Origin of the sequence: Streptomyces sp. NPDC096324, from assembly GCF_044763015.1 — a bacterium.
Classification (GTDB): domain Bacteria; phylum Actinomycetota; class Actinomycetes; order Streptomycetales; family Streptomycetaceae; genus Streptomyces.
On record NZ_JBIWFK010000002.1, the window covers coordinates 271448 to 295769 of the forward strand.

Below are 24322 nucleotides of genomic sequence, written 5' to 3' on the forward strand. Positions count from 1 at the left end.
CCCGACCTGCCGCGGAAGGGGGCAGGTCAGGCATACAAAGTCGATTCCCGTTCAATGGGAATCGGTATCGTCGGCGAGGACCTGCCGCGGCCAGACTCCTTGCAACCCCCGTGAGCCGTCTTGGAGTCGACATGCCTGAACGTACCCGCGTAGCGATCATCGGCGCAGGACCCGCCGGTCTGCTGCTGTCCCATCTGCTCGACCGGCGCGGCATCGAATCAGTGGTCCTCGACTCCCGCACACGCGACGAGATCGAGACCACCATCCGGGCCGGCATCCTGGAACAGGGCACTGTGGAGATCCTCCATGAGACGGAGGCTTCGGATCGGGTGCTCACGGTCGGGCAGAGGCACGACGGCATCGAACTCCGTTTCGACGGTGAGGGTCACCGGATCGACTTCGCCGACAGCGTCGACCGGGCCGTGTGGCTCTACCCGCAGCACGAAGTGCTCAAGGACCTTGTCGCCGCTCGCCTCGCCGCCGGCCAGGACCTCCGCTTCGGAGTCAGGGCCGACCGTGTCGAGGACGCCGAATCGAGCCGGCCGCGCGTCGTCGCCAGGGACGCGGACGGCAACACGTTCCAGATCGAGGCCGACGTCGTGGTCGGCGCGGACGGCTCGCGCGGCGTTGTCCGCGAGGCGGTCTGCGGTACGTTCGGCGGCTACTTCCGCGAGTACCCGTTCGCCTGGTTCGGCATCCTGTGCGACGCCTCGCCCAGCGCCGAGGAGCTGATCTACAGCAACTCACCGAACGGCTTCGCGCTCATCAGCCGGCGCAGCCCCGAGGTGCAGCGCATGTACTTCCAGTGCGACCCGGAAACCGATAACGAGGCCTACACCGAGGACCAGTTGTGGGAGATCCTGCGATCGCGTGTCCCCGGCACCTCTCTGAAGGAAGGCCGGATCTTCCAGCGTGACGTGCTGCGCTTCCGCAGCTTCGTCGCGCACGAGATGCGGCGCGGCAGGGTCGTGCTGGTCGGCGACGCGGCGCACACCGTGCCGCCCACGGGAGCCAAGGGCATGAACCTCGCCGTCGCGGACGTCGTCCTGCTCACCGAGGCGCTGGATGCGCTGCTGCTCGACAGCGACGAGACCCTGTTCGACGCCTTCCCGGACACCGCGCGCCAACGCATCTGGAAGGCGCAGCACTTCTCCTGGTGGATGACGAACATGCTGCACCTGCAACCCGGGGCGAGCAGCTTCGACCGGATGCGCCAGATCGGCGAACTGCGCTCCGTCGTCGAGTCGGACGCGGGCCGCGCCTACCTCTCCGAGGCCTACACCGGATGGCCCCTGCGTCCCTAGCCGGCCGCGATCGCTCTCGTCCGAAGACCGAACGGTGTCAGTGCACATCCATCCGCCGTGAGACCCCACCGGAGCGAACCAGACTAATGACGCATTGCGCATGGCCCCCCATAGTCATGGCAACGCATGGGTTGGGCAAAGGCATCACAAAGATCACTTGTCGTCAGACCGGACAGACGGAGCAAGATCCAACACATCGCCATGATCCCGCCAATTAGCTGATGTTAGTTTTCATACCGCTCTGACCTGACCATCAGAGTCATACAACAGAAAACAAACGGGAGAAAAAGTGCGCAAGTTGGCAGTAGGCGCCCTCGCGGCCGGCCTCTTCGCCATGGGGGCGGGCACAGCGTTCGCCGCCTCGTGGCACGACATTCCGACACTGTCGACCGGCGGTGCGAAGTTCCACCACGGCGAGTACGCGTGGCACCCCGCGGGCGAGGACCACGGCGCCTTCGAGTGGAAGGGCCAGCTCCAGGACGCCGACCACGGCGACGACCACAACGTGTACGTACAGGTGAAGGTCGAGGGCTACGACTGGAGCCGCTACAACGGCAAGCAGGGGCAGACCGTTCCGCTGAACTACTCCAACTGGGCGCCCTCGCAGCGCTACACCGACGACGCGTACATCCGCGTCTGCCGTGACAAGGGTTCGTTCAACCCGGACAACTGCTCGCCTACCAAGCACTACCAGCGGTAAGCAAAAGCACACCGCCAAGTACCGGGCCCAGGCTGACCTCCTGGGCCCGGTCGCTTCTTTGGGGGAAGCCATCAGTACGTCAGAAGTCCTTTCCGCCAAGGGCGTCGACCTTTCCTACGGCAAACACCTGGCTGTCAGCGACGCCCACATCTCGATCTCCCGGGGGGAGGTCACGGCCATCACCGGACAGAGCGGTTCGGGGAAGTCATCGCTGCTGTACTGCCTCGCGGGAGTGCTTCATCCCGCGCGCGGGCAGGTCCGGTTCGAAGGGAAGTCGCTCGGCGATCTCACCGACGACGAGATCAGCACGCTGCGCCGTGAACGCTTCGGTTTCGTCTTCCAGTACGGCGAACTGCTCCCCGAGCTGACCATCGAGGAGAACACCGCCCTGCCCCTACGACTGGCCGGGCAGCGCAAGCGGCCCGCGCTCGCGGCCGCCGGTGAAGTCCTCGCCCGGCTCGGACTCGGCGAACTGCGCGAGCGCCGCCCGTCGCAGGTGTCGGGTGGTCAGAGCCAACGCGTCGCCGTCGCACGGGCCCTGGTCCACCGCCCGGCCGTCGTGTTCGCCGACGAGCCGACCGGGTCCCTGGACAGCGCCAACGCATCCGCCGTACTGAAGGAGTTCCTCGGCCTGGCGCGCTCACAGGGCACTGCCGTCATCCTCGTCACCCATGACCCCGCCGTCGCCGCGCAGGCCGACACCCACTACACGATGTCCGACGGAATCCTCGCCCACCGGGGGGCGGCGTGAGGGAGTTCCAGCTCGGTCTGCGCCTGCTGTTCGGCTCCGGCCGCGGCAACCGCGTACGTTTCTTCCTCATGGCGGCCGGCGGCTCCCTCGGGGTCTGCTGCCTCGCTCTCGTCCTCACCGTCCCGCAGATCCTCGACGCACACGACGGCCGGGCCGCCGCACGACAGCCGCAGACCACTTCCGCACGGCCAACGGGTTCCACCCTGCTGCTCCAGCGCACCGACCCCTACGGCTCGAAGGCGTTCACCCGGGTGTTCGTCGCCAAGGGGGTCAAGAACGCCGACAACACCCCGCCAGGGCTGAGGGAACTCCCGGACCCGGGCGAGGTGTTCGTCTCTCCTCGCGTACACGACCTGCTGCGTGACCGACCCGCCGTCAAGGGACTTCTGCCAGGTCACGAGAAGGGGCTGATCGGCGCGAGGGGACTCGCCCACCCCGACGAGCTGTTCGCCTACATCGGCACGACGCGCGACAAGATCGCCGGCGAGGGCCGCGCCTTGAAGGGATGGGGATACAGCTACGCGCCCTTCCCCGCTGTCGAACCCTCGACCCTGACGTACATCCGTTTCGCCCTGGGCTCACTGGTCCTGCTCCCCCTCGGTATCTTCCTCTCCGTCTGCGCCCGGCTCTCCGCCGCAAGCCGGAACCGTCGCCTCGCCTCACTGCGTCTGTTGGGCCTCAGTGCCAGGGGAACCCAGCGCGTCAACGCCGCCGAAACCGTGATGGCGGCCTTGCTCGGCGCGATTCTCGGCCTCGGCGAGTACTGGGTCCTCAACCAGGTGATGACCCGGACAGGACTGCCCAGTCTGAGGTGGTACCCGGCCGATGGCGAGCTGTCCGCGACGACCGTCGGCGTCTGCCTGATCGGCTCCCCGCTCCTCGCCTGGTTCGTCGGCCGGGCCAGCGCACGCGATGCCGCCGCCAACCCACTGGCGGTACGCCGCACCGCCATCCCCAAGCGCCCCGCCAAGTGGGGCGGCCTGCTCCTTGTGACCGGCCTCGGCATCGTCGTCGGCTACTGCGCCACCGGCTTCACCGACCATCCCGCCAACAGCCTCGGCCCGAACGCGCTCGTGATGCCGGCGGGCATTCTGCTGACGGGCCTGGGGCTGGTACTGACGCTGCCCCTGATCTCCTACTCCCTTGCCCTCCGACTGGCGCGAACCACCCAGTCCCTCACCCTGAACCTGGCGATGCGCCGCAACGAGGTCGAGCCGGGCAGCACCATGCGGGTCGTCACCGGCCTCGTGCTCCTCGTCTTCTCCGCCTCCCTGGCCCAGGGCGTCCTGATCCAACTGGAGCAGGTCACCCGGCCGTCCTCTCCCGTGCAGGACTACTCCATCCCTCTGTCGTCGCTCACGGCTCGGCAGCAGCACGATCTCGCCGCCCTGCCAGGGGTACGCGCGCACGCCGTGACGATGGAGACCTGGACCGACCCCAATGGTTCCGCCGACCAGCCCTGGGCCAGTGCCGTCGTCGCCACCTGCGGCCAACTGTCCAAGCTGGTAAGGCACTCCCACGGATGCGTCGACGGCAAGGTGATGCGGCTCAGCGACCCGAACGCGGGCACCGGTCAGGGGGCTCGCCCTGGTGACACCCTCCCCTTCGGCAACCCGAAGGGCGGTCCCGGCAAGACCCTGAACATCGAACTTCCGCAGGACGCCATCACCTACAGCGCGTACGACCCGTCGGCGGTACACGGAGCGGACGTGCTCGTCCCGCCGTCGGCGCTGTCCGCCACGACCCGCCCGGAGGGGGCGCGGTACGTCCTCACCAGCAGCTCCGATCATGACGAGGTCCGCAGGGTCCTCGACGGTGTCGCCGCTGTCGCCCCGACCGTCGAAGTCGAGCCCATAGGTGTGAACATCGAGGGCCTCCAGCAGATCGCCGTTCTCGAGACCCTGCTCGCCGTCGGCATGATCATGGGCCTGGTCATCGGAACTGCGGCCTTCGTCGTCTCGGTGACCGACCGGGCGGTGGAGCGGCGCGCACAGGTCACCGCCATCACGCTGATCGGAGCACGGGCCCGGACCATGCGAGCCGTGCAGTGCGTACAGGTCGTGCTCCCCCTGAGCATCGGGCTCGCACTGGCGCTCGTGACGGGCAAGGTCGCCGAGTCGTGCTACCTGGTCACCGGGGGCAGCGAGATCTACTGGGACGTCGCCGGCATCCCGGTGCTCGGGCTCGCAGCCGCGGGCGTGGCGGCCGTGTCCGCCGTCGGCACACTCCCGCTCGTGGGACGGCGCATCGACCCGGAACTGATCCGGCGCGACTGACCGCAGCATTCGACCCCGCACCTGATCCATCGGCTCGGACCGCTCCGCATCGAGCGGGCCGAGCCGAGTCGTCCCGGACCGTCAACGCCGTCGGCAAGGAACTCAGGCCACCAAACCGAAGACCGGACAGCAGACCAGACCAGACCAACCCCCCGAACATCAACGCTCCGTCGCAGCGCGGCGTGCCGCTGAGACGACTCCAGGCTCCGCGACGTCAGTCGAATGCCACGACCAGGCGAACGGCTTCATCCCCGAAGCGGCCGGCCAGAGCACTCATCACGGCGAAGACATGGGGCCAGTGCGTGTCAGGACCCAGGACAGCGCCGACGGTCAACGGTTCGTACGTGCAGACCAGCTCTCCGGTGGTCCATTCCACACGTTCTGTGGCGCCCCGCACGCCTGCGGGCGGCACGCCCACCGCGGACACGACTTCCGCCGGCCACGGATCGTCCACGAACTGTCGATGCCGCACCCATGGATGCGATTTCGTGTGCCAGGTCAGTCGGGCGGTGCGGAGATCGGGAACGGTGGCGTGGTCGATCGATGCAAGCTCCGCCCAGCTCACCCAGCTAGCGCCGTCCGGATCGCCCGTCGCGACCAAGGGGCCCAACTGCGAGCGCATCCCGCTCGACAGATCCGACCTGTCGGCCCCGCAGCGCGCAGGCGTAGCGGCGGGCGGTCCGGGCGGTGCGCCGGGTGTCACCCCGTCTACCGCACCGGTCACCACCAGTGTCTCGACCTCCTCGGCGGCCTTCTCCGGTCGGGCTCCGCAGTCGGCCTCCAGCAGCCGGAGCTCCTCGCCGGCCTTGTTGATCTCTTCGGCGGCCAGTCGGCAGCGTGTCGCGGGACGGCCCTGTGGCCGTGTTGTCGAGATGGGCGTGTAATGGAAGGTACGCGATGCAGGCCGAAGCACAACGGCCACAAGACACTCCGAGGCGATCACAGCCGGAGGACTTCTCGTGAGGTACCACACCCGAGCATTCATCGCAGCCGCCGGAACGGCTCTCTTCCTGACCGGGGCCACCGCGGCGTACGCCGATGGCAGCGGCCACGGGGAGGCACGCAGCGTACAGACAGCGCGATCGGCGGTGAGCGCCTCGTCCTCCGCGACGGTGTCCGCCACGTCCGGTCCGCTCGGCAAGATCCTGGTCAACAACAAGGGGCACACCCTCTACCTGTTCCAGTCCGACAAGACCGGCAAGTCCACGTGCAACGGTGACTGTGCCAAGGCTTGGCCGCCGCTGAAGGCGCACGGGAAGCCGACCGCCGGGACCGGCGTCAACAGCAAGCTGCTGTCGACCATCACGCGCAGCGACGGCTCGAAGCAGGTCACGTACAAGGGGCACCCGCTCTACACGTTCGTCGACGACACCAAGGCCGGGCAGACCAACGGACAGGGGCTCGACGCCTTCGGCGCCAAGTGGTACGTGCTGGGCACCGACGGCAAGGAGATCACCAAGACCCCGCCGTCGTCACCGAGCGGCGGTTACTGAAGGCCCGCACGCTGCCACTCGTACGGCCGGGGACGCACAGCGCGTCGCCCGGCCGTGTCGGATCACAGGGCGTCGGCGTCCAGCGGGACGTCGGGGGCGATGTGGGTGCCGAGGACCTCGCGATAGAGGGCGACTTCGGCCAGCAGGGAGCGGCGGACGCTGTCGGCGCGGCGGAAGCCGTGTCCCTCGCCCTCGAAGAGCAGGAAGCGGTGCCACACTCCGCGTTCGGCCAGGTCGTCCACGATGCACGTGGCCTGGTCGGGGCGGCAGATGAAATCGTCCGCGCCCTGGAGCATCACCAGCGGTGCAGTGATGCGGTCGGCGTTCGCGGCGGGTGAGATCTTGTCGAACAGAGCCTGGTCCTGCGGGAGGACGCCGACGAGGGTGTCCACGTAGCGGGACTCGAAGTCGTGGGTCTGCTCGGCCCTCCATCGGGCCGGGTCGCTGATCGGGTAGAGGACCGTACCCGCGCAGAAGACGTCGGTGTGGACCAGACAGGCCAGCGTGGTCCAGCCGCCGGCCGAGCCGCCGCGCACGGCCGTACGGGCGGGATCCGCCAGACCCTCGGCGGCCAGGGCGCGGGCGACGGTGACGGAGTCGTCGACGTCCACCACTCCCCACTGGCCGCGCAGCCGGTCGCGGTAGGCCCTGCCGTAGCCGGTGGAGCCCCCGTAGTCGACGTCCGCGACGGTGAAGCCGCGGCTGGTGAAGAAGGAGTACTCCAGGTCGGCGGTGACGCCGGTGGAACTCGTCGGGCCACCGTGGACCTGCACCAGCAGGGGCGGCAGTTCGCCGTCGGGTGCGGAGGCGGTGGGGTGGGTCGGCCGGTGCAGCACGAAGTGGACGGGCCGGCCCTGGGCGTCGTGGACGGTGCGGCGTTCGGGCCGGGGCTGCCAAGGAGCCAGCGGGTCCTCGGACTTGGGCCTGGTGCGGCGGGCCGGGCCGGAACCGGGGGCCAGGGGCACCGACAGCAGGGCGGAGCCGAGGGCCGGGTCGGCGGCACGGACCAGGATCCGTTCGCCGTCCGACCAGAGGTCGCCCGCGAAGCTGCTCCAGCCGTCGGCGAGTTCGGTCAACTCGCCGTTGTCGGGCGACCAACGGGACAGCTTCTGCCGGCCGTTGCCGTGCGGCAGCACCACGCCGTACGGCGTCACGGTGAACCAGCTCGCGCCGACGCGCCAGATGGGACCGGCGCAATCCTCTTGAAGGGGAAGGACGTTGGTGACAGCGGTGGGCGTCGGCCGGTCGGTGGCCAGGTCCACGCGGTGCAGGTTCCACCAGCCGTCCGGGTCCGCCATGGCGTAGAGGGTGTCGGGGTCCGCCCACGCGGCCTGGGAGACGGAGACCTCGGTGCCGTCGTGGCTGCCGCCGAGCAGCCGGACGGGCTCGCCCGCGACGCCGTCGTGCAGCTCGGCGACCATCAACTCCGAGCTGTCCCACGGCATATGGGGGTGGTCCCAGCCGATCCAGGCGAGCCGCCCGCCGTCCGGGGAGAGCCGGTGCCCGCAGAGGAAGTGGTGCGAGCGGGCCACCACGCGCAGCGCGCCGGGGTCGTCGGCGGCGGCACCGGACAGCGGTACGGCGACGATCTCGCGCACGGTGCGGAGTGCCGGGTCGGCGTCGTGCTCTCCGGTGGCGGCGCGGGTGGTCTCCCGTACGCACCACACCTCGGTCCCGTCCGGGCCGGTCACCGGGTCGGCCCAGCAGGTCTCCCGGTCGGCCGGGTCGGCCGGGGTGAGCGGCACGGGCACCGGGAACGCGTCGTCCTCGGCGACCCCGAGACGGGGCACCTCGGCGCGGTACAGCCGCTGGTCGCCGTGGTCGGTGAATACCAGCAGGTGGCTGCCGGTGGCCGGGTCTGCGGCGCGTACCCAGTACGGCTTGCCGCCGTAGCCGAGGGAGCGGTTGCGCACGGAGACGCCGGGGGCGAGCACCGGGACGGGCTTCTCGTGGCCGGGGGCATTGCGCAGCAGCCGTACGGTCGCGGTGGCCGGGTCGTTCGCGCACCACCAGTTCTCTTCGCCGGCCCCGGAGGGCCAGGAGTTGGATCCGGAGGTGTCGGCGACCGCTTCGGCGGTGATCGGGGACGGCCAGGTGCCGTAGGGCAGTCGGGGCGCGGTGGACATGGGGTGACTCCGAGTACGGGAGGGGGAGTTGGGCGGTGGTGCGGGCGGTGGACAGTCGTGGACTGCCGGGGCGGGGGTTGTGGGTGCGGGTCACCGGCCCCTGGGGGAAGTCCCCTTGGGGAAACCTGGGGGGCGACAGTCCCAAGGGGCAGCCCCCGGTGGGCAGCCCCTCGGGGCAGTCCCGGAGAGAAGGGCCCTGGAAGGAAAGTCCCGGGGCCGGTGTGCCGGTTCGGCGGCGCCCGCGGGGATCCGTGGACGCATGTCGCGTGAGCGACAGGTGCGCACGGATCCGGCCGGATGGCGCCCGGGGCCAGGCGAACAGGAGCCCAGCCGGGGTCACCCGGCGGTCAAGCGCACCGGCTCACCATGGGCGTCGCGGCGGCGCCCGCGGGAAGCCGCGCACGCACGCCGCGTGAGCCACAGGTGCGCACGGATCCGGCCGGAAGGCGGCCGGGTCCAGGCGAACAGGAGCCCCGCCGGGGTCACCCGGCGGTCAACCGCACCGGCTCGCCGTGGGCGTCGCGGCGGCGCAGGTCCTCCGGGGTCTCCCGGCGGACCATGAGGCGGGCGCGGCCGTCGCGTACGGCGACGACGGCGGGCCGGGGCTGGGCGTTGTAGTTGCTGGCCATGGCGTGGTGATAGGCGCCGGTGGCGGGGACCGCGAGGAGGTCTCCGGCGGCGATGTCCGCCGGCAGGGCGATGTCGGGCACGACCACGTCCCCGCTCTCGCAGTGGCGGCCGACGACCACGGCGTGCACCGGCTCGCCCTCGGCGGGGCGGTTCGCGGTCCACGCGGTGTACCGGGCGAGGTAGAGGGAGGGACGCAGGGCGTCGCTCATGCCGCCGTCGACGGAGACGAACCGGCGGCGCAGCCCGTCCTTGACGGCGCCGACGCGGTAGAGCGTCACCCCGGCGGTGCCGATCATCGACCGGCCGGGCTCGACGGCGAGCCGTATCGGTGAGCCGGGCAGGACCCGTTCCAGGCCGGCGCGCAGGGCGGCCGTGAACGCGGCCGGGTCCAGGCGGGGCTGGCCCGGCAGGTAGGGGATGCCGGCGCCGCCGCCGAGGTCGATCTCCGCGACCGTGATGCCGTGCCGCTCGGCGAGCAGGGCGACGAAGGCGGCGACCCGCTCGGCGGCGAGGGTCAGCCCCTCGGTGGCGGTGATCTGCGAGCCGATGTGGGAGTGCACCCCCGCGAGCCGCAGCGAAGGGCGCGCCGCGACGGCGAGCACGGCCCGCTCGGCGTGGCCGCCGCGCACCGGGAAGCCGAACTTGACGTCGTCGCCGCCGGTGGCCATGTAGTCGTGGGTCTCGGCGGCGACGCCGGGGGCGATGCGGACGTAGACGTCCTGGACCCGGCCGGCGGTCGCGGCGGCACGCGCGAGCCGGTCGATCTCCTCCAGGCAGTCGACGACCACCACGCCGACGCCGTGGGCGACGGCGGCCTCCAGTTCGGGTACGGACTTGTTGTTGCCGTGGAAGACGATCCGGGCGGGATCGAAGCCGGTGTCCACGGCGAGCCGGAGTTCGCCGCCGCTGCACACGTCCAGGTGCAGCCCCTCGGAATCGACCCAGCGGACCATCTCGGCGCACAGGAACGCCTTGGAGGCGTAGTGCACCCGGTCGGCGCCGGACTCGCGCCACAGCCGGGCCCGGTGGCGGAAGTCGGCCTCGTCCACCACGTACAGCGCGGTGCCGCAGGCCTCGGCCAGGTCGTCCAGGGCGACGCCGCCCACGTACAGCCGGCCCTCGACGGTGCGGGCGGTCAGCGGCCACACCTCGGGGGCCGTCTCGGGTGAGGCGGCCGATGCCAGTCCGTCGGGCAGCGGGGTCCCCGCGCGGGGTGCGGGCAGGGAGGGAGCGGTGGACACGGGGCTACTCCTCGGTGAGGACGACCAGCATCAGCAGGTCGTCGCTGGGGTCGGTGAAGTGGTGTTCGTCGGTGGCGGCGAAGTGGCAGCTGTCGGCGCGGCGCAACAGCCGTACGACACCGCCCACCGACACCCGGCAGGAGCCGGCGAGCACGAGCGCGAACTCCTCGCCGGGGTGGGCTGTCGGGTGGTCGTGGTCGCCGAGGTCGGCGTGGAGCAGCCGGGCTCCGATCCGGCTCGCGCCGGGGGCCGTGAGGTCCCAGATGCCGTGGTGGCCGTCGGCCTGGGCGAGCAGCGGTGCCGGGGCGAAGCGCGGCGGGAAGGCCGGAGCGGGTGTGGCGGTGACCGGCCCGGTGCCGCCGAGGAGTTCGGCGGGGGTGGCGCCGAGGGCGTCGGCGATCTGGCCGAGGGTGCGGACCGTGGGGTTGGCGGCGCCGGACTCCATCTGCGAGACGTAGGCCGGTGAGACGCCGGCCCGGGTCGCCACCGCGCTCAGCGTGAGCCCGGCGGCGCGGCGGACACGGGCGACGGAGGCGGCGAGCACGTCGCCGGTGTCCGCGCGTTCGGGGGACGCGCCCCGACCCGTGTCCGTGGAGGCGGGCGGCGCGCCGCGATCGGTGTCCGGGCTGTCGGCCGGGACGCCTCCGCTCATGTCCGCACTACCGGCCCGCACGCCTCGGCGCGTGTCCGCGCCGTCGGGCCGGGCGCCTCGACCGGTGACTGTGGAGTCGGTCTTTCCCGCCCTGCTGTCCGATTCGCCCTCGGACCGCGCGGAACCGTCCGTGGCGCGACGCGAGTTCTGCTGCGAGGTGGGGGGATCGGCCGAAGAGTTTTCCGCGCCGGTGGCTCTTGACGAGGTCATGCGGCGACAGTAAGACTCACGCATCGCTTAGATCAAGCAATCTGACGCCGACGTTTAACTGTCAGCAGAGATGCAGTTCACCACCCGGATTCCCAGGTGTGGGCTGCCCTGAGTGGGAGGGGTGAGCAGTGACCGGTCCTCTGGCGCCTACGCCGACCCTCGAACTGCTGCGTGCCGCGGCCGAGCTGTGCGGTCCCACCGCGCAGCGCCTGTTCGAGGTACTGGCGGAGGACTACCCGGCCTCACTGGAGCGCCGCCCCGGTCAACTGCTGCGGGCGGCCGACGCGAGCGCCGCGGACCTCGACGGACTGCTCGCGGCGGCCGGGGTCGCCTCCACCGACGACCTGCGTCTGCTGGCGGCCCGGGAGAGCGGCCTGCGCCTGGCCGAGCCGGATCTGCGGTTCACCAGCCGCGATCCGGAGTCCGAGCCGCGGGAGCGTTCGGCACTGCGCCGGATGATCACCGCGGAGGAGGGCAACCTCCGTCGCACGCTGGCCGATCTGCAGGCCAACGGCGCTCTGGAGCTGGCGGCCGCGGCCCTGTTGCGGGCGCGGCGGCGGTGGGTGCTCGGCGACCTGAAGTCGGCCGGGTACGCGTCGCTGCTGACCAGCGACCTCACCAGCAGCATGCGGGACGTGTTCCTCGTGCAGCCGGCGACGGGCGCGGCGGTCAACGCGATCAGCGACGCGCACCCGGACGACGTCCTGGTGGTGTTCAGCTTCCGCAACTACAGCGGCCTGACGGTGGACGTGGCCCGGGAGTTCCGCGCGCTGGGCGCCTCGGTGATCGCGTTGACCGACAGTTACACCAGTCCGGTGTGTTCCTTCGCCACACACGTCCTGGCGGTGGACACCCGCAGCGAGTCGCCGCACCACTCGCCCACGGCGGTGGCGGCGGCGGCCCATGTACTGGCGGCGCTGGCCGCCGCGGGTGCCAAGGGTGCGGCCAGGCGCAACCGGCGCCGGACGGAGCTCTTCCGCTCCCTGGGCAGCTACGGCATGGGCCAGACACCGTCCGTCGCGGCCCCGGGCGAGGCGGAGGGCACGCCGGATCTGCCGGGACCCGCCGCGGGGCTTCCCGGCGCCCGCGCCGCGGACGCGTCCGGCTTACCCGTACCCGAGGACGAGTCCCCGCCCACGCGGTGACCGCCCCCTCCTTCCCCGTCCCGCCTGTTCCCCGTTTCCGCGAGCCCGTCTCGCTGAGCCATCGACGGCAGAGGCCTCGTCCTCGCGCCCTGCCGCCGGGAAAGCAAGTGGTACCCCTCCATGAACGACCCCTCCCTCTACCAGGACGGCGGCGCTCTCTCCCCCGCCGAGGACGCTTCACTGACCTCCGAAGTCACCGAGCTGTGCGCCCGGTTGATCCGTTTCGACACCAGCAACTACGGCGGTGGCGACTCCCGCGGTGAGCGGGAGGCGGCCGAGTGGACCGCCGGACTGCTCGCCGAGTCCGGCTACGAGCCCGTCGTGCTGGAAGCGGCGCCGGGCCGGGCCAGCACCGTGGTCCGCATCCCCGGCGAGGACCGTGACGCCCCGGCGCTGCTGGTCCACGGCCACCTCGACGTGGTTCCGGCCGAGCCCGCCGACTGGAGCTTCGACCCGTTCTGCGGGGAGATACGCGACGGCGCGATCCTCGGCCGTGGGGCGCTGGACATGAAGGACATGGACGCGATGATGCTCGCGGCCGCCCGGTCCTGGGCGCGCCGCGGGGTGAGGCCGGCCCGCGACATCGTGATGGCGTTCGTCGCGGACGAGGAGGACACCGGCGAGCTGGGGGCGGGCTTCCTCGTCGACCGGCACGCGGACCTCTTCGAAGGCGTCACCACCGCGATCGGCGAGTCCGGCGGGTACTCGGTCCATCTGCCGGACTCCTCCCGGCTCTACCCGATCGCCGTCGGCGAGCGCGGCAGCGCCTGGATGGACCTGACGGCGCGCGGCGCGGCGGGCCACGGCTCCCGGCCCGGCACGGACAACGCCGTCGCCACCCTGGCGGCCACCCTCGCCGCGCTGTCCGCGCACCGCTGGCCGGTGCGGATCGTGCCGGCGGTGGCCGCGCTCCTCGAGGGGCTCTCCGCCCGTCTGGGCGTCACGGTCGACCCGGCGGACCCCGCGTCCCTCGCGCAGCTGGGCGAGGCGGCCAAGCTGGTCGAGGCCACCGTCGCCAACACGCTCAACCCGACCATGCTGAAGGCGGGTTACAAGCACAACGTCATTCCGAGCGAGGCGACGGCCGGCGTGGACGGCCGGATCCTGCCGGGCGCGGAGGAGGACTTCTTCGCGACCGTGGACGCCCTGCTCGGCGAGAAGGTCTCCCGGTCCTTCCACAGTTTCGCCGCGCCGGTCTTCGCGGACCACACCTCGGCCGCGTTCGAGGAGATGGCGGCGGCGCTGCGCCGCGCCGATCCCCAGGCGCTGGTACTGCCGTTCATCATGTCGGGCGGCACCGACGCCAAGGCGTTCGCCCGACTGGGCATCCAGTGCTATGGGTTCGGCCCCGGCCTGACCCCGCCCGGCTTCGACGCGTGGCGGTACGTGCACGGCGTCGACGAGCAGGTCCTCGTCAGCAGCCTGGAGTTCGGCGTACGGGTGCTGGAGGACTTCCTGCGCACGGGCACCGGCGCGAACACCGCCACAGGCACCGGTACGAGCTCCGGCACCGGGCCCCGGAACGCGGTGCGATGACCGCCCCGCACCTCCGCTGAACCCCGCGCGGGCCGGCAACGGCTCCGCGGACCGGCCCCTCCCCCGCCAACCAGAACCCCACTACCCCCGTCCCACCGCAAGCACGTTCACATTCATGCATGCACCAATGCATGAACCAATGCACACACCAATGCATGGACCAATAGATGCAACGTGCACTTATCGTCGCGCCGTACGGCCCACTCCCGGGTCCGCGGCGCAGCGGCCCCGTCCCACCTCCCGTCCCCTCGCGGCCCCGCGCCGCCGGCACCTCCAGGAGAAGTCCACGATGACCACGCCCGCCCCTGTGCACAGAATCGGCCGCAAGGCCGCCGCGCTGGCCACGTCACTGCTGCTCGCCACCGGCGCGGGCCTCGCCCTCGCGCCGGCCGCCGCGGCCGACGACGCCGGCAGCACGCTCCGGATGCCGATCACCGGCATCGGCATCGACTCCCTGAACCCGTTCCTGGCCTACTTCGCGGGCAGCCTGGACGTGTTCGCCGGCATCTACCCGGCGCTGGACACGGTGGAGCAGGACGGCACCGTCAAGCCGTACCTGGCGGACTCCTGGACGACCTCCAGCGACAAGCTCACCTGGACCTTCAAGATCCACAAGGGTCTGAAGTGGAGCGACGGCAAGCCGATCACGGCCGAGGACGCCGCCTGGACGTTCAACCTGATCATGAGCAACTCCACGGCGGCCACCGCCAACGGCTCCCTGGTGAGCAACTTCGCGTCGGTCACCGCGCCGGACGACACCACGCTGATCGTGAAGACCAAGAAGCCGCAGGCCACGATGCTGTCGGTCAGCATCCCGGTGTCGGGCATCCCGATCGTGCCGAAGCACGTATGGGAATCCCACGTCAAGGATCTGAAGAACTACAAGAACGACAGCTTCCCGATCGTCGGTTACGGCCCCTGGACGCTGACGGACTACAAGCCCGAGCAGTACGCCAAGTTCGACGCGAACAAGGACTTCGTGCTCGGCGCACCCAAGTACGACCACATGATCGAGCAGTCGTTCAAGAACACGGACGCCGCGGTGGCGGCCCTGCGCTCGGGTCAGTTGGACTACGTCAGCGGTCTCAACCCCACCCAGTACCAGGCGCTCAAGGGCCAGTCCGGCATCAAGGCCTACGAGCAGGTCGGCAACCGCTGGAGCGGCATCGAGGTCAACGGCGGCGCCCGTACCCGCGACGGCAAGAAGATCGGCACCGGTCACCCGGCGCTCGGCGACGTCAAGGTGCGCGAGGCGCTGGCACGCGCCATCGACCGGGCGACCATCGTGAAGAAGGTCCGCAACGGCCTGGCGGAGGTCGGTGGCAGCTATCTGCCGCAGTCGCTGCCGCAGTACGCGTGGCAGCCCTCCGACTCCGAGAAGTTCGGCTTCGACCCGGCCAAGGCCAACTCCGTTCTGGAGGAGGCGGGTTACAAGAAGGGCTCGGACGGGATCCGCGTCGACCCGAAGTCGAAGCGCAAGCTGGAGTTCCGCCTGGGCATCCACTCCGACGACGACGGCGACGCCAAGGTGTCCACGTACCTCACGGGCTGGTTCAAGGAGATCGGCGTCAAGGTCGACATCCAGTCGATGAGCTCCGCCAAGCTCAACGCCGACCTGGCCAAGGGCGACTGGGACATCCTGATGGACTCCTGGTCGACCGGTCCCGACCCGACGTACCTGCTGGGCATCCAGACCTGCTCGGCGCTGCCCGACAGCAAGGGCGAGGGCGGCAGCACGGACTCGTTCTTCTGCGACAAGGACTACGACAGCCTGTTCCTGCGTCAGCAGAGCGCCTTCGACGACAAGGAGCGGGCGGATCTGCTGCGGCAGATGCAGGCCATTCTGTACAAGGCCAACGAGAACATCATGATCTACAACGCCAGTGGTCTCGCCGCGTACCGCACCGACCGCGTGAGCGGCATCGTGGCCGGCAAGGCGAACTCCGCCGGCGCCTACCCCGCACAGGACTCCTTCCACCAGTACGTGAACGCGACCCCCGCCAAGGCCTCGTCCTCCTCCTCGGACGGCAACTCCGGCACGCTGATCGGCGCTTCGGCGGCCGTGGTGGTCGTCCTGGCCGCGGGCGGAGTGCTCATGGCACGCCGCCGCTCCTCCTCCGACGACCGCGAGTAGACCGTGGCCGACACCATCGACGCCACCGGCGTCACGGCCGCGCCCGCCGCACCGAGCGGCGGGCGCCGGCCCGGCTCCGGACTCGGGCGCTACCTGGTCACGAAGCTGGTGGCCGCGGCCGTCAGCTTCCTGGCCACCCTCGTCATCGGCTTCGTCCTGTTCAGCCTGATGCCGGCCGACCCGGTGCAGTCCATCACCCGCGGCCGGCCGACCAGCGACGCGCAGATGGCTCAGCTGCGCCAACAGCTCGGCCTGGACCAGTCGGTGCCCGAACGCTTCCTCCACTTCGTCACCGACACCCTGACCGGTCACCTGGGAGACTCCTGGGAGTTCCAGCAGCCGGTCAGCTCCCTCATCGGCGACCGGCTGTGGCCGACCCTGCTGCTGATGGGCACGGCCACCGCCATCTCGGTGGTGCTCGGCCTCTGGCTCGGCGTCAGGTCCGGTTGGCGGCACGGCAGTTGGCTGGACCGCATCGCCACCGGCGCCTCCCTGACGCTGTGGTCGGTGCCGACCTTCTGGCTCGGCATGATCCTGCTGATCACCTTCAGCGTCGGCATCGGCCCGATCCCCGGATTCCTGCCCGCGGGCGGGATGAGCGATCCGGCGATCACCGGCGGCCCGGACCACGTCCTGGACGTGGCCGAACACCTCGTCCTGCCCTGCCTGACCATGGTCCTGGTGATCTTCGCCCAGTACGTCGCCGTCATGCGCTCGTCGATCATCGACGAGCTGGGCAGCCCGTATCTGCTCACCGCGCGGGCCAAGGGGCTGCGTGACGACGTCGTACGGCGCAGGCACGCGGTGCCCAACGCGCTGCTGCCCTCGGTCACGATGATCTTCATGCACCTGGGCACGGTGCTCGGCGGTGCCATCACCGTGGAGACCGTGTACTCCTGGCCGGGTCTGGGCCAGCTCAGCTACCAGGCCCTGAAGGTGCCCGATCTGCCGCTGCTCCAGGGCACGTTCATCGTCTTCAGCGCGTCGGTGATCCTCATGAACCTCCTCGCCGACGTGATCTACCGCTTCCTCGACCCCCGGGTGCGTGCCCAGTGACCCACCACGAACCCCTCACCGAGGCCGTCACCCCGCCGCCGGCGGGGGCCGACCCCGCGCCGCCGCTCGCACCGGCCGCACCGACACCGCGCCGCGCCGGATTCAGCGCCTTCGTACGGTCCTTCGTGCGCATCCGCTCCGGCGTGGCCGGCCTCGGCATCCTGGTCTTGTTCGGCCTGCTCGCCCTGTGCGCGCCGCTGTTCATCTCCGGCGACGACCTCGACGTCATCAAGGTCGACGGCCCCTCGCTGCACTCCCCCACCGACGGATATCCGCTCGGCACCGACCAGGAGGGTCGCTCCATCCTCCTCCTGGTCATCTGGGGAGCCCGCTCCTCGCTGTCCATCGGTCTGATGGCGACGGTGCTGACGGTGGTGCTCGGCAGCGCCGTCGGCCTGGTCGCCGGACACTACGGCGGCTGGATCGGCAAGGCGCTGATGCACCTCACCGACTGGTTCATCGCGCTGCCCAGCCTGCCGCTGGCCATCTCGCTGTCGGCGGTGATCGGGCAGGGCAGCGCCTCCATCACCATCGCCATCGCGGTGACGAGCTGGTCGTCCACGGCCCGGCTGGTACGGGCGCAGACCCTCGCGGTGGAGGCCAAGCCGTTCATCGAGCGGGCGCGGGCGCTGGGCGCGGGCGGGCCGCAGGTGATGCTGCGGCACGTCCTGCCGAACGTCACCCCGCTGATCCTGGTCTCCTCCACGCTGACGGTGGCCTCGGCGATCCTGTCCGAGGCGACCCTGACCTTCCTCGGTCTGGGCGACCCGACCGGCATCTCCTGGGGCGCGATGCTCAACTCGGCCCTGAGCGGCGGAGCCGTCACCGCCGGCGCCTGGTGGTACCTGTACCCGCCGGGCATCGCCATCCTGATCGTCGTCCTCGGCTTCACCCTGACCGGCCGCGCCGTGGAGACCATTCTCAACCCGAGGTCGGTGAAGACACGTTGAACGCGATGCTGGAGGTCAAGGACCTCAAGGTCACGTACCGCAGCGGCGGGCGCACGGTGCCCGCCGTGCGCGGGGTGGACCTCACGCTGGACGCCGGGCAGACGCTCGGCCTGGCCGGCGAGTCCGGCTCGGGCAAGTCCACCCTGGCGATGAGCCTGCTGCGGCTGCTGCCGGCCGCCGCCGAGGTCACCGGCCAGGTGCTCTACCAGGGCGAGGACCTGCTCACCGCGAACTGGAGCCGGATGCGCGCGGTGCGCTGGGCGGAGGCCTCCGTGGTCTTCCAGGGTGCGATGACCGCCCTCAACCCGGTGCACACCATCGGCGACCAGATCGTCGAGCCGATCCTGCTGCACGGCCGCAGGGCCGGCGAGGAGGGCGGCCGGATCACCGAGAAGCAGGCCCGCGCCCGCGCGGCCGAGCTGCTGGAGTCGGTGGGCGTCCCGGCACGGCGGATGCGCAGCTATCCGCACGAGTTCTCCGGCGGGCAGCGCCAGCGCATCATGATCGCGATGGCACTGGCCTGCCGCCCGAACCTGATCATCGCGGACGAGCCCACGACCGCGCTGGACGTGATGGTGCAGGCGCAGATCCTGGACCTGCTGTCGGACCTGGTACGCGACGAGGGCATCGGCGTGATCATGATCAGCCACGATCTGTCCGTCCTCGGCCAGATGTGCGACCGGCTGGCGGTGATGTACGCCGGTGAGCTGGTGGAGTCCGGCCCGTCCCGGCAGCTCCTGGACGACCCGAGGCACCCCTACACCCGGGCGCTGTCCCGCGCGTTCCCCACCATCGGCGACCCCGCCTCCCGCAGGGCGCCCGCCGGCCTGCCCGGCGACCCGCCCGACCCGGCCGCGCTGGGCGCGGGCTGCCCCTTCGCGGCCCGCTGCCCCGACGTGCACGAGCTCTGCGACACCACCCCCGTCGAGCTGTGGCCGGCCGGTCCCGGACGACAGTCCGCGTGCCTGCGGGTCCTGCCCGGCTTCCCGAACCTCTCCACGGCCCCGCCCGTTCCCGAACCGTCCGCGGAAGGAGCCCGCTCATGACCGTCACCACCACGGGCACGGTCACCGGATCCGACGCGGCCACGGCGCCCGCGCTGGAGGTCCGCGACCTGCACATCACCTATCCGCCCCGGGCAGGCCGCGGCCCCGCCCGCGCGGTGGACGGCGTCGACCTCCAGCTGGGCCGCGGCGAGATCCTCGCCCTGATCGGCGAGTCCGGCTGCGGCAAGTCCACGCTGGCGCGCGCCCTGACCGGGCTGGTCAAGCCCACGTCGGGCGAGGTGCTGTGCGACGGCGTGCCGCTGCGCTACACGAGCGCCGCGCTCAAGGCGCACCGTCGCCAGGTCCAGTTCGTCCTCCAGGACCCCGGCGGTGCCCTGAACCCGCGGCAGAACGTGTTCGACGCGGTCGCCGAGGGTCCCCGGCTGCACCGGCTGAAGGACGGCCTCGAACAGCGCGTGCACTCCGCCCTGTCCAAGGCCGGGCTGCGCCCTCCGGAGCAGTTCCTGTCGCGATTCCCGCACGAGATGTCCGGCGGACAGCAGCAGCGCGTGGTGATCGCGGGCGCGCTGGCGCTGGAGCCCTCGGTGATCGTGGCCGACGAACCGGTGGCCTCCCTGGACGCCTCCGTACGCGGCGAGATCCTCAAGCTCGTCCTCGACCTGCGGCGCGACCTCGGCCTGTCCTCGCTGGTGGTCAGTCACGACCTGGGCCTGGCCTGGAACATCGCGGACCGGGTGGCGGTGATGTACCTGGGGCGGATCGTCGAGGTGGGCACCGTGGAGGAGGTCCTGCTCGCGCCGAAACACCCGTACACCAAGGCACTGCTGTCGGTGGTCTCCGCGGAGGGCGGGCGCGGCGAGCGGCGGCCCCAGCTCCTCCAGGGCGAGCCGCCGGACCCCACGGACGTGCCCGCGGGCTGCCGGTTCCATCCGCGCTGCCCGGTGTGGGCCGGCCTCGACACGGCGGGCCGCGCGGAAGCGGGCTGCGACCGGCGGACACTGCCGGTCCTGCCGGCGCAGGCGCCCGCGGGCGGCCGGGCCGCGTGTCACCTCGCGAGCGTGTCGTGAACGCGACGGCGACCCCGAGGTGCGCGGCCGGTGCCCGGCAGGCTCCGCCGCTGGTCGTCCGTGACGTGGACGGCCCCCTGGAGATGGCCGACTGCATCGCGCTGTACGACCGGGTCATGGGCCTGCGCCCCGGCGACGGCAGCCTCAACCCGCGGCTGCTGACCGCCCTTCAGGACAACAGCGGCCTGGTCGTCGGCGCCTATCTCGGCGAGGCGCTGGTGGGATTCACCTACAGCTTCCTCGCCCGCGAGCGGGGCACCGACGGGCAGGGCCCGCGCCTGTACCAGTACTCGCAGCTGGCCGTGGTGGCGCACGAACGCCAGGGCCTCGGCATCGGACGGCTGCTCAAGCTCGGCCAGCGCGACCGCTGCCTCGCCGAGGGGACGACGCTGATCCGCTGGGCGTACGACCCGATGCAGACCCGAAACGCCCACTTCAACCTGGACGTGCTCGGCACGGTGGTGGACGCGTTCAAGCCCGCGATGTACGGCGCCTCGGGCTTCGGCGCCGCCACCGGCGAGTCCACCGACCGCTTCATCGTCTCCTGGCACCTGGACGCCCCGGCACGGCCCGCCGCACCCGCTCCCGGTCCGCCGCCGGGCGGCTGGAACGTCGGCCAGGTGTACGACGACGGCGACGACCGGATCGTGATCCTGCCCGACGACTGGCACCGGCTGCGCGCCGAGGCCGGCCCCGAGCACGCCGCCCGGCTGCGCGGCCGCCTCACGCCCACGTTCGCCCGGCTGCTCGCCGACCGCACGGCCGTCTCCTGCGTACGGCTGCCGGGCGGTCTCGCCGCGTACCGCTTCATCCCCCGTGCCGCCGCACCCGGCACGGCCCCTCGCCCCTGACCGGGGCCCCGCACGGTAGGACGACCCCATATGACCGTCACCCTTGCCGAGATCGAGCTGGCGCTGGTCCGGCTCGATCTCGTCCACTCCTTCGAGACCAGTTCGCACCGCAAGTCGCACCTGGAGCACATCGTCGTCCGCGCGACCGCCGAGGACGGCAGCGTCGGCTGGGGCGAGTGCGCCTCGCCGACCGACCCGTACTACTGCGACGAGTCCACCTGGAGCTGCTGGCAGGTGCTGGGCGAGCACCTCGCCCCGATGCTGCTCGGCCGGCCCTGGGACCACCCCGAGGACGCGGCCCGGCTCACCGCCAAGGTGAGCGGCAACCACTTCGCCCGCGCCGGCCTCGACATGGCCTGCTGGGACCTGTACGGGCAGCGGCGCGGCGAGCCCCTGGCCGACCTGCTCGGCGCCGACGCCGACGCGGTGCCCGCCGGGGTCAGCCTCGGCATCGAGCCGACGATCGAAGCGCTGCTCGCGCAGGTCTCCCGCCATGTCGCCGACGGCTACCGCCGTATCAAGCTGAAGATCCGCCCCGGCTGGGACCTCGAACCGGTGCGCGCCGTCCAGGCCGCCTTCCCCGGCGTCCCCCTCCAGGTGGACGCCAACACCGCCTACCGGCCCGAACAGGATTCCGTACTGGCGGAGTTGGACGGCCGCGGCCTGCTGATGATCGAGCAGCCGTACGCCGCCACCGACCTGCTCTCCCACGCCCGGCTCGCCGCCCGTCTGGACACCCCGGTGTGCCTGGACGAGTCGGTCACCACCCCGGACGTGCTGCGCACCGCGCTGCACCTGGGGGCGGCCGACGTCGTCAACATCAAGGTGTCCCGGCTCGGCGGGCTCGGCCCGTCGAGGACGGTGCACGACCTGTGCCGGGACGCCGGGGTGCCGGTGTGGTGCGGCGGGATGCACGAGTTCGGCATCGGCCGGGCCGCCAACCTGGCCCTCGCCGGGCTGCCCGGCTTCACCCTGCCCTCGGACGTCTCCGGCTCCGACAAGTACTACCGACGGGACATCGTCACACCGCCGATCCGCGCCGTGGACGGCATGGTCGCCGTGCCCCGATCCCGGCCCGGCATCGGCCTCGACGTGGACCTCGGCCAACTGGGCCGGCACACCGTCCGCACCTGGACCATCCGTCCCCGCGCCCAACTCACCACCCCTGAGGGGAAAGCAGCATGAAGGTCCTGATCTCCGCCGACATGGAGGGCGTCACCGGCGTCACCTTCCCCGACGACTGCGAGCCCGGCCACGCCCGCTGGGAGTACAACCGGCAGTTCCTCACCGCCGACGTCAACGCCGCGATCGCCGGATTCGCCGCGGCCGGCGCCACCGAGATCCTCGTCAACGAGGCCCACTCCGACCAGCGCAACCTGCTCCTCGACCGGCTCGACACACGGGCCACGCTGCTGATCGGCACGCACAAGCCGCTCGGCATGATGGAGGGCGTCGACCGCTCCCCCGACGCGGTCGCCTTCGTCGGCTACCACACCGGCGCCGGCCAGCCCGGCGTGCTCGCCCACACCTATCTGCCCAACACCATCACCGCGGTGCGGATCAACGGCGAGCCGGCCTCCGAGGGCCGGATGAACGCGCTGCTCGCCGACGAGTACGGCGTCCCCGTGGTCCTGGTCACCGGCGACGACCTGTGCTGCGAGGACGCCCGCGACTGGGCGCCGCACGCCGCCCACGCCGTGGTCAAGACCTGCGTGGACCGCTACGCCGCGATCTGTCTGCCGCCCGAGGTCAGCGCCGCCCGGATCACCGAGGCCGCCCGCGAGGGCCTCACCGCCCTGCCCGCCCCCACCGGCCCGCTCGCCCCGCCCGCCGGGGGCTACACCTACGAGGTGTGCTTCGACGCCGCCCACCTGGCGCCCGCCGCCAGCTACATCCCCGGCGTCGTCCAGACCGACCCGCTGACCGTGCGGTTCACGCTGCCGACGATGTACGAGGCGATCCGCTGCTTCCGCGCGCTGACCCGGGTGGTCACCTCGGCCGTGGAGAACTGCTATGGCTGAGCCCGCCGAACTCCTCGCACTGGCCCGCACGTTCGGCGACCCGGTGCTGGAACGCTGGGAACACCTGGTCTCGTTGGAGACCCCGTCGAACGACGCGGACCGCGCTGCCGTGTTCGGCAAGAAGCTGGCCGCCGGCCTCGCCGCCACGGCGGACCGGATCGAGCACCCGCCGGGACCGGGCGGCGACCACCTGGTGGCGTACTGGAACGGGCGCGGGACGGCGTCCCAGGACGACGGCCCGGGCGACGGGCACACCCTGCTGGTGGCCCACAGCGACACCGTCTTCCCGGCCGGGACGGTCGCCCGGCGCCCCTTCACGCTCGCCGAGGACGGCGACACGGTCACCGGCCCCGGGGTCTTCGACATGAAGGGCTCACTGGTGGCCGTCGAACTGGCCATGGACCTGCTGTCCCGTACGGGCGGTACGCCCAGGCGTCCGGTACGTCTCGTGGTGGTCAACGACGAGGAGATCGGCAGCCCCGACGGCAGCCGCCTCGTGGCCCGGCACGCCGAGGGCGCCCACGCGGTGCTCGGCCTCGAACCGCCCCTGCCCGGCGGCGCGTTGAAAATCGGCCGACGCGGGGTGGCCCGTGTGCGGCTGAGCGTGCGGGGGGTCAGCGCCCACGCCGGCCTCGACGCCGCGCTCGGCGTCTCCGCGATCGACGAACTCGTGGACCAGCTGACGTGGTTGCGGGCGACGGCCGCCGCCCTTCCCGACGCCGCGCTGAACGTCGGCACGATCACCGGCGGTACCCGCGCCAACGTGGTCGCCGACCACGCCGAGGCGGAGATCGGCCTGCGCTATGCCACCGCCGAGACCGAACGAGCCCTGTTGTCGGCCCTGTTGGAACCGACCCCGGTGCGGCGGCGGGCCGCCCTGTCCGCCGAGACGCTGTCCCACCGCCCCGCCTGGGCGATGGACCCGGCCAACCCGCTGGCGGCCGAACTGACCGCGCTCGCCGCCACCCTGGGCCTGGACCTGTCCCTCGGCTCCTCCGGCGGCGCGGGCGACACCAACCTCACCGGAGCGCTCGGCATCCCCACGGTCGACGGCCTGGGCCCCGCGGGCGCCGGCGCCCACGGCGAGGACGAACACGCCTCACTGTCCTCTCTGTTGGAGCGGGCGGCGCTCATCGCCACGTTCCTGGAAACCCACTGACCCCCGCACCAGC

At 71.6% G+C, this 24322-nt stretch carries 20 protein-coding genes; 16 read left to right on the plus strand and 4 right to left on the minus strand.

Features of this window, described 5'->3' with window-relative positions; translation table 11 throughout:
• Positions 1–131 precede the first annotated feature (131 nt).
• The 4 genes from ACIQ7M_RS04685 (at position 132) to ACIQ7M_RS04700 (ending at position 5031) form a co-directional block, all read left to right on the plus strand.
• The gene (locus tag ACIQ7M_RS04685) at positions 132–1304 is read left to right on the plus strand and encodes a 4-hydroxybenzoate 3-monooxygenase (RefSeq protein WP_403639652.1); all 1173 of its coding nucleotides are present in this window, start codon (positions 132–134) and stop codon (positions 1302–1304) included.
• Positions 1305–1593: 289 nt separating this feature from the next.
• Complete coding sequence (locus tag ACIQ7M_RS04690; RefSeq protein WP_329297335.1) at positions 1594–2004, plus strand: hypothetical protein; 411 nt, start codon at positions 1594–1596, stop codon at positions 2002–2004.
• A 58-nt stretch (positions 2005–2062) separates the two neighbouring features.
• The gene (locus ACIQ7M_RS04695) at positions 2063–2755 is read left to right on the plus strand and encodes an ABC transporter ATP-binding protein (protein ID WP_403639655.1); all 693 of its coding nucleotides are present in this window, start codon (positions 2063–2065) and stop codon (positions 2753–2755) included.
• A complete protein-coding gene (locus ACIQ7M_RS04700; RefSeq protein WP_403639658.1) occupies positions 2752–5031 on the plus strand; it encodes an ABC transporter permease in 2280 nt (759 codons plus the stop codon). The genes ACIQ7M_RS04695 and ACIQ7M_RS04700 overlap by 4 nt, the downstream gene beginning before the upstream one ends.
• Before the next feature lie 214 nt (positions 5032–5245).
• Here the strand turns inward: ACIQ7M_RS04700 and ACIQ7M_RS04705 are convergent, their stop codons facing one another.
• Positions 5246–5974 carry a hypothetical protein gene (locus ACIQ7M_RS04705; RefSeq protein ID WP_403639661.1) on the minus strand — a complete coding sequence of 243 codons (729 nt, stop codon included), beginning with the start codon at positions 5972–5974 and terminating at the stop codon, positions 5246–5248.
• A gap of 16 nt (positions 5975–5990) precedes the next feature.
• On the opposite strand from ACIQ7M_RS04705, the gene ACIQ7M_RS04710 reads away from it, so the two are divergent.
• Positions 5991–6524: a hypothetical protein gene (locus ACIQ7M_RS04710; protein WP_403639664.1), complete on the plus strand. Its 534-nt coding sequence runs from the start codon at positions 5991–5993 to the stop codon at positions 6522–6524.
• A gap of 62 nt (positions 6525–6586) precedes the next feature.
• Here ACIQ7M_RS04710 and ACIQ7M_RS04715 read toward each other — a convergent pair whose 3' ends face one another.
• From ACIQ7M_RS04715 to ACIQ7M_RS04725, 3 genes are all read right to left on the minus strand, one after another.
• A complete protein-coding gene (locus ACIQ7M_RS04715; RefSeq protein WP_403639666.1) occupies positions 6587–8650 on the minus strand; it encodes a prolyl oligopeptidase family serine peptidase in 2064 nt (687 codons plus the stop codon).
• Between the two features lie 482 nt (positions 8651–9132).
• The gene (gene lysA, locus ACIQ7M_RS04720) at positions 9133–10521 is read right to left on the minus strand and encodes a diaminopimelate decarboxylase (RefSeq protein ID WP_403639669.1); all 1389 of its coding nucleotides are present in this window, start codon (positions 10519–10521) and stop codon (positions 9133–9135) included.
• A 4-nt stretch (positions 10522–10525) separates the two neighbouring features.
• The gene (locus ACIQ7M_RS04725) at positions 10526–11173 is read right to left on the minus strand and encodes a helix-turn-helix domain-containing protein (RefSeq protein WP_403639672.1); all 648 of its coding nucleotides are present in this window, start codon (positions 11171–11173) and stop codon (positions 10526–10528) included.
• Positions 11174–11511: 338 nt separating this feature from the next.
• Between ACIQ7M_RS04725 and ACIQ7M_RS04730 the strand changes: the two genes are divergently transcribed.
• The 11 genes from ACIQ7M_RS04730 to ACIQ7M_RS04780 all read left to right on the plus strand — a co-directional run bounded on the left by ACIQ7M_RS04730 (position 11512) and on the right by ACIQ7M_RS04780 (position 24309).
• A complete protein-coding gene (locus tag ACIQ7M_RS04730; protein ID WP_403639674.1) occupies positions 11512–12528 on the plus strand; it encodes a MurR/RpiR family transcriptional regulator in 1017 nt (338 codons plus the stop codon).
• A 120-nt stretch (positions 12529–12648) separates the two neighbouring features.
• Positions 12649–14064, plus strand: a complete 1416-nt coding sequence (locus tag ACIQ7M_RS04735) for a M20/M25/M40 family metallo-hydrolase (protein ID WP_403639677.1) — start codon at positions 12649–12651, stop codon at positions 14062–14064.
• A gap of 289 nt (positions 14065–14353) precedes the next feature.
• Positions 14354–16198 (plus strand): ABC transporter substrate-binding protein, encoded by a 1845-nt coding sequence (locus ACIQ7M_RS04740; protein WP_403639680.1) that lies wholly within the window; start codon positions 14354–14356, stop codon positions 16196–16198.
• A gap of 3 nt (positions 16199–16201) precedes the next feature.
• The gene (locus ACIQ7M_RS04745) at positions 16202–17254 is read left to right on the plus strand and encodes an ABC transporter permease (RefSeq protein WP_403639683.1); all 1053 of its coding nucleotides are present in this window, start codon (positions 16202–16204) and stop codon (positions 17252–17254) included.
• On the plus strand, positions 17251–18204 hold the full coding sequence (locus tag ACIQ7M_RS04750) for an ABC transporter permease (protein ID WP_403639687.1): 954 nt from the start codon (positions 17251–17253) through the stop codon (positions 18202–18204). The genes ACIQ7M_RS04745 and ACIQ7M_RS04750 overlap by 4 nt, the downstream gene beginning before the upstream one ends.
• A 5-nt stretch (positions 18205–18209) precedes the next feature.
• Positions 18210–19250 carry an ABC transporter ATP-binding protein gene (locus tag ACIQ7M_RS04755; protein WP_355775343.1) on the plus strand — a complete coding sequence of 347 codons (1041 nt, stop codon included), beginning with the start codon at positions 18210–18212 and terminating at the stop codon, positions 19248–19250.
• The gene (locus tag ACIQ7M_RS04760; RefSeq protein ID WP_403639690.1) at positions 19247–20278 is read left to right on the plus strand and encodes an ABC transporter ATP-binding protein; all 1032 of its coding nucleotides are present in this window, start codon (positions 19247–19249) and stop codon (positions 20276–20278) included. The genes ACIQ7M_RS04755 and ACIQ7M_RS04760 overlap by 4 nt, the downstream gene beginning before the upstream one ends.
• On the plus strand, positions 20275–21129 hold the full coding sequence (locus tag ACIQ7M_RS04765; protein ID WP_403639693.1) for a hypothetical protein: 855 nt from the start codon (positions 20275–20277) through the stop codon (positions 21127–21129). Before ACIQ7M_RS04760 ends, ACIQ7M_RS04765 begins: the two co-directional genes overlap by 4 nt.
• A 30-nt stretch (positions 21130–21159) precedes the next feature.
• Positions 21160–22314, plus strand: coding sequence for an o-succinylbenzoate synthase (gene menC / locus ACIQ7M_RS04770; protein WP_403639696.1), 1155 nt, complete (start codon positions 21160–21162; stop codon positions 22312–22314).
• Positions 22311–23150, plus strand: a complete 840-nt coding sequence (locus ACIQ7M_RS04775; protein WP_386975974.1) for a M55 family metallopeptidase — start codon at positions 22311–22313, stop codon at positions 23148–23150. The genes menC and ACIQ7M_RS04775 overlap by 4 nt, the downstream gene beginning before the upstream one ends.
• On the plus strand, positions 23143–24309 hold the full coding sequence (locus tag ACIQ7M_RS04780) for a M20/M25/M40 family metallo-hydrolase (RefSeq protein WP_403639700.1): 1167 nt from the start codon (positions 23143–23145) through the stop codon (positions 24307–24309). The genes ACIQ7M_RS04775 and ACIQ7M_RS04780 overlap by 8 nt, the downstream gene beginning before the upstream one ends.
• Positions 24310–24322 lie beyond the last annotated feature (13 nt).

What these genes read in the sequence shown, in the direction of transcription:
- ACIQ7M_RS04715 (WP_403639666.1), bottom strand. Translation starts at nt 8,650, where the DNA reads ATGTCCACCGCGCCCCGACTGCCCTACGGCACCTGGCCGTCCCCGATC.
- ACIQ7M_RS04685 (WP_403639652.1), top strand. Translation starts at nt 132, where the DNA reads ATGCCTGAACGTACCCGCGTAGCGATCATCGGCGCAGGACCCGCCGGT.
- ACIQ7M_RS04735 (WP_403639677.1), top strand. Translation starts at nt 12,649, where the DNA reads ATGAACGACCCCTCCCTCTACCAGGACGGCGGCGCTCTCTCCCCCGCC.
- ACIQ7M_RS04775 (WP_386975974.1), top strand. Translation starts at nt 22,311, where the DNA reads ATGAAGGTCCTGATCTCCGCCGACATGGAGGGCGTCACCGGCGTCACC.
- menC (WP_403639696.1), top strand. Translation starts at nt 21,160, where the DNA reads ATGACCGTCACCCTTGCCGAGATCGAGCTGGCGCTGGTCCGGCTCGAT.
- ACIQ7M_RS04725 (WP_403639672.1), bottom strand. Translation starts at nt 11,173, where the DNA reads ATGAGCGGAGGCGTCCCGGCCGACAGCCCGGACACCGATCGCGGCGCG.
- ACIQ7M_RS04755 (WP_355775343.1), top strand. Translation starts at nt 18,210, where the DNA reads ATGCTGGAGGTCAAGGACCTCAAGGTCACGTACCGCAGCGGCGGGCGC.
- ACIQ7M_RS04740 (WP_403639680.1), top strand. Translation starts at nt 14,354, where the DNA reads ATGACCACGCCCGCCCCTGTGCACAGAATCGGCCGCAAGGCCGCCGCG.
- ACIQ7M_RS04760 (WP_403639690.1), top strand. Translation starts at nt 19,247, where the DNA reads ATGACCGTCACCACCACGGGCACGGTCACCGGATCCGACGCGGCCACG.
- ACIQ7M_RS04780 (WP_403639700.1), top strand. Translation starts at nt 23,143, where the DNA reads ATGGCTGAGCCCGCCGAACTCCTCGCACTGGCCCGCACGTTCGGCGAC.